A 3,302-nucleotide genomic window follows, 5' to 3' on the forward strand; every position below is an offset into this window, starting at 1 on the left:
GGTTTTCATCGACGTCTGATCGCCGTCGTAGAGATCGCCGGCAATGGCCAGCGCATCGACACGTTCCGCAAGGCAGAGATCGACGATCGAGACAAACGCTTGGCGACTGGCGTCTCCGACGAGTTCGGCAAGGTCGCCGTTTCGTAGGGCCAGCGAGCGCAGCGGCGAGTCGAGATGAATGTCGGCGGTGTGAACGAATCGAAATGGCATGGGGAAGTCTCCGGTCACAACTATAGGAGTGTTCGACCGCGGCTCGACAGGAAAATCTCAAGATAGGGGTGTTGGCGTTCGGGTATAGGTCGCCCTTGAGCAAGGTTCTTGGCTATGTGCCGGGGTGAGGCCATTTCGCGTTGACAGGGAGTTGCAAAACACCGCCCGAATGTCGAACATTCTCGGGATCGCGATTGATCCTTAGAACCCGGGAGCCTGTCTGGGGGCAATCTATCGGAGCGACTGCAGCGCCGGATGCCCAGATGCTACGGGTAATCTCGGCCGCAACGGAACTCGCCTGCGACCTCAAGCGAACAGATTGAATTATTGCACGAATTCAAGTCTGCCTCTGTATGCGACTTTCGAAGCACAAAAGGCGAACATGTAGTGGCGGCCCATGTGTTTTCGACGTCAACAGCAATGGCTCACTTCGGCTATCGGCCGTGAATGACCGAAGTGGGCCGGAAGCAGGTTGGCAGCTTCTGGGCACGCTGAGCAAATTCCGGACGTTCAACTCGATGACATGGGGCCTGGATTGGCCCAAAGCGGACAGAGGTCGGTTACGTCACATGCGGCCGCCGGACGGCGACCTGCACAGAATCAAGTCGGTCATGGATCTGGAACTCGGCCTGGTCGTCCGAGAGACTGCAGAGCGCCTGCAGAACCAGGACCTTGAACATCATCATCGCATCAGGGCGGCCGGCCGGCCGCCCTTGGCGCCATCGGAGTGCTCAGCCCCTTGGGCAAGGTTTCTGGAAACCCTCCCAACGACCAGTTCGGATCGGAAGGCACACCGGCATGGGTAGGGTGGGAGGCGCAAAAAACCCGCACTCCAGAGGGGGACTTTGGAAGCGGACTTTTTAGCGACCAAACACTCAAGGTGTTCGATGTGTCTATCAACACATCAGCAAGGCGTTTGTTCCTTCGAGGGCTGGTCAATCGATAACCTGCACGATCCTGCGGGTAATCCGGATCAACCAGAATCGCGTGATCTGCAACGACGACGTACTTGTATCTCACGTTGGGCACGTCGATCGCATGCAGGTTCGATGGTGTCGGGCAGAGCCGAACCGACATTGAGTTCGACGCCCGGCAGGCTGATCGACGCAAGATGCTGCTTGTGCAGTATTCGCGTAGGTCGGTCTGCTGTTTGGGAGCAACCACGATGACGTCCTCTGCGATGGCCGCACCAATACCGGCGACGAGGACAGACCGGCGGCGGCAGCGATAAGATAATTCTTCACTATGAGCTACTGCGATGGGCTTCGCCTTTGAAGGCTTCGCGGGCGACCGGGTTGGCTGGATCTCGTCGCGAAACCAAATGGCTAGCCGCGCCCCTGGCTGAGGACGCGGGCTGACTAAGTTGGGTGTCGGACCGAGGTCCCGACAGTGATCTTCGCGGTTTAGTACCAGCGCCCACGGCCATAGAAGCCGCCGCCGCCTAGCAGAATGACAATAAGAACAATGACCAGAATTGTCGTGATATCCATATTCGCCTCCTATGAGTGCTCCCGGCCATGTTCGCCGCTTGCCGCCCTTTTGATGATTTGTGTTCTTGTGCCTGCCGTCAGGTGAGCGGCTTAACGCAAGCCAAAAAAGCTGAGTGCCGCTAGTACGATAACTACAGCTCCGACTATCCAAATAATGCTGTTCAAAACGGCACCCTTTATCTTTAGTTGTCTATAAAGAAAAACTATCACTTTTGAAGAAAACGATTGTGCGCCGTTCTTGTTCCGCCGTGATGGATTTATAATTCGGCTGGAAGAGCGCAGGCATTTAAGTACATTGCGGGCCACGCCGTGTCGGGCCCGAAATCCTGCACCACCACACCGCCAGAATGGCTCGATCTACGCAATGTGCAGAATAACCCGCCACCTTGCGGTAGCGGGCTTGCCTGAGACGGCATCGGCTCATGCTTTATCAGTAGGGCGAATTGCACTGCTGACGAGGGCCGTAGTTGGGCTGGAACGTGTTGTCCGAAGCGCGATAGCTCCGGTACCGGTCGTAGCACCACTCCACATGGGCATCGCCTCGGTGGACACGGTTCTGGTTGTTGTTGATGATCGCGCTGCTGATCAGCGCGCCAGTGGCGAATGCCGCCAGGGGAAACCAGTAGTCGCCATGGCGGCGATAGCCGCGATGATAGTCACGATAGCCGCGATGGCCATTCCAAGTGGTGCCATCATTTTGCGAAAAATTTCGATTGCGGTGGACGCCCCGGTGCTTCATCCACGGCTTGTAGTCGACCGCCCGCACATCGGATGAAGCGGATGGCGCTTGGGGCAGGAATATCCCGGCGGCGGCGGCAGGCATGGCGGCGGCGGCGGCGAAAGACACTGACAATGTGGCCGCCAGCAAACCCGATACGATCTTTATCATTTCTTCTCCTTGAAGGGGTGGTTGACGTCCCTTATGACTTTAAAACGATTTAATCGCGTTGTGGTTCCGTCTGCGCTTCAAGGGAATGCGAACTTTATATGCTGTACATTCCGGCAAGCTGTCGCTTGGAATTATTTTTATGCGTGCCCAATACTCTGGGAGAAGCGAAATGACCGTTAATGGTGCGGCGGAGTTAAAACGGCTTTCACGACTTAAGAGTGCGACGACTATTGCTGCCAACACGACCCCGAACGTCACTTCGGGTACAGGACGACAAATTGCACTTGCGATGCGAGATTCTCGTCACTCGGTGCGAGCGCTGAGCCGCCGGCGCGACTGGCATCGGCTGTTCAGCTAAGAGAGGCCGGCTGGAGAAGCGGCAGCGGAGCGAAGCGGCAGCGAGTGGTTCCACGGCTGGCGGAACTGGCCCGAATGTCGTGCAAAGGCTACGCCGCCCGCGGTATGCGTGAGGTGAACGTCGCCCTGGTCACCGACACGCTGGTGCCGCCGGCGTCGCTGATGATCTCCACTTTGGCCTCGAGCTGCTTGACCAGCGCCTCGATAATGGCGGTTCCGAGGCCCCCGCTTGGCGCCTCGACGGCGGCTTTGCCGGCTCCATTGTCCGAGACCGTCAGCTTCCAGTCGCTGCCATCGGTCTCGTAGGTCACCTGGATCAACGCCTTCGCCTTCTCCAAAGGGAAGGCATATTTGAT

The 3,302-nt window shown here is 57.5% G+C and carries 2 protein-coding genes and 3 pseudogenes; all 5 read right to left on the reverse strand.

The features are described 5' to 3' along the window. Positions 1-210, reverse strand: a 210-nt coding sequence (locus EN991_RS41045; protein WP_245461046.1) for a metallophosphoesterase, incomplete at its 3' end; no start/stop codon positions are given. Between the two features lie 602 nt (positions 211-812). Further along, positions 813-911, reverse strand: a pseudogene (locus EN991_RS22840) (transposase); the annotation flags it as partial. Between the two features lie 234 nt (positions 912-1,145). After that, a pseudogene (locus EN991_RS41050) lies at positions 1,146-1,454 on the reverse strand (DUF1236 domain-containing protein). A 676-nt stretch (positions 1,455-2,130) separates the two neighbouring features. After that, positions 2,131-2,589 carry a BA14K family protein gene (locus EN991_RS22855; RefSeq protein WP_127366958.1) on the reverse strand — a complete coding sequence of 153 codons (459 nt, stop codon included), beginning with the start codon at positions 2,587-2,589 and terminating at the stop codon, positions 2,131-2,133. A 446-nt stretch (positions 2,590-3,035) separates the two neighbouring features. Beyond that, a pseudogene (locus tag EN991_RS22860) lies at positions 3,036-3,302 on the reverse strand (sensor histidine kinase); the annotation flags it as partial.

The organism is Mesorhizobium sp. M7A.F.Ca.US.005.03.2.1 (assembly GCF_003997795.1).
Lineage (GTDB): Bacteria > Pseudomonadota > Alphaproteobacteria > Rhizobiales > Rhizobiaceae > Mesorhizobium > Mesorhizobium ciceri.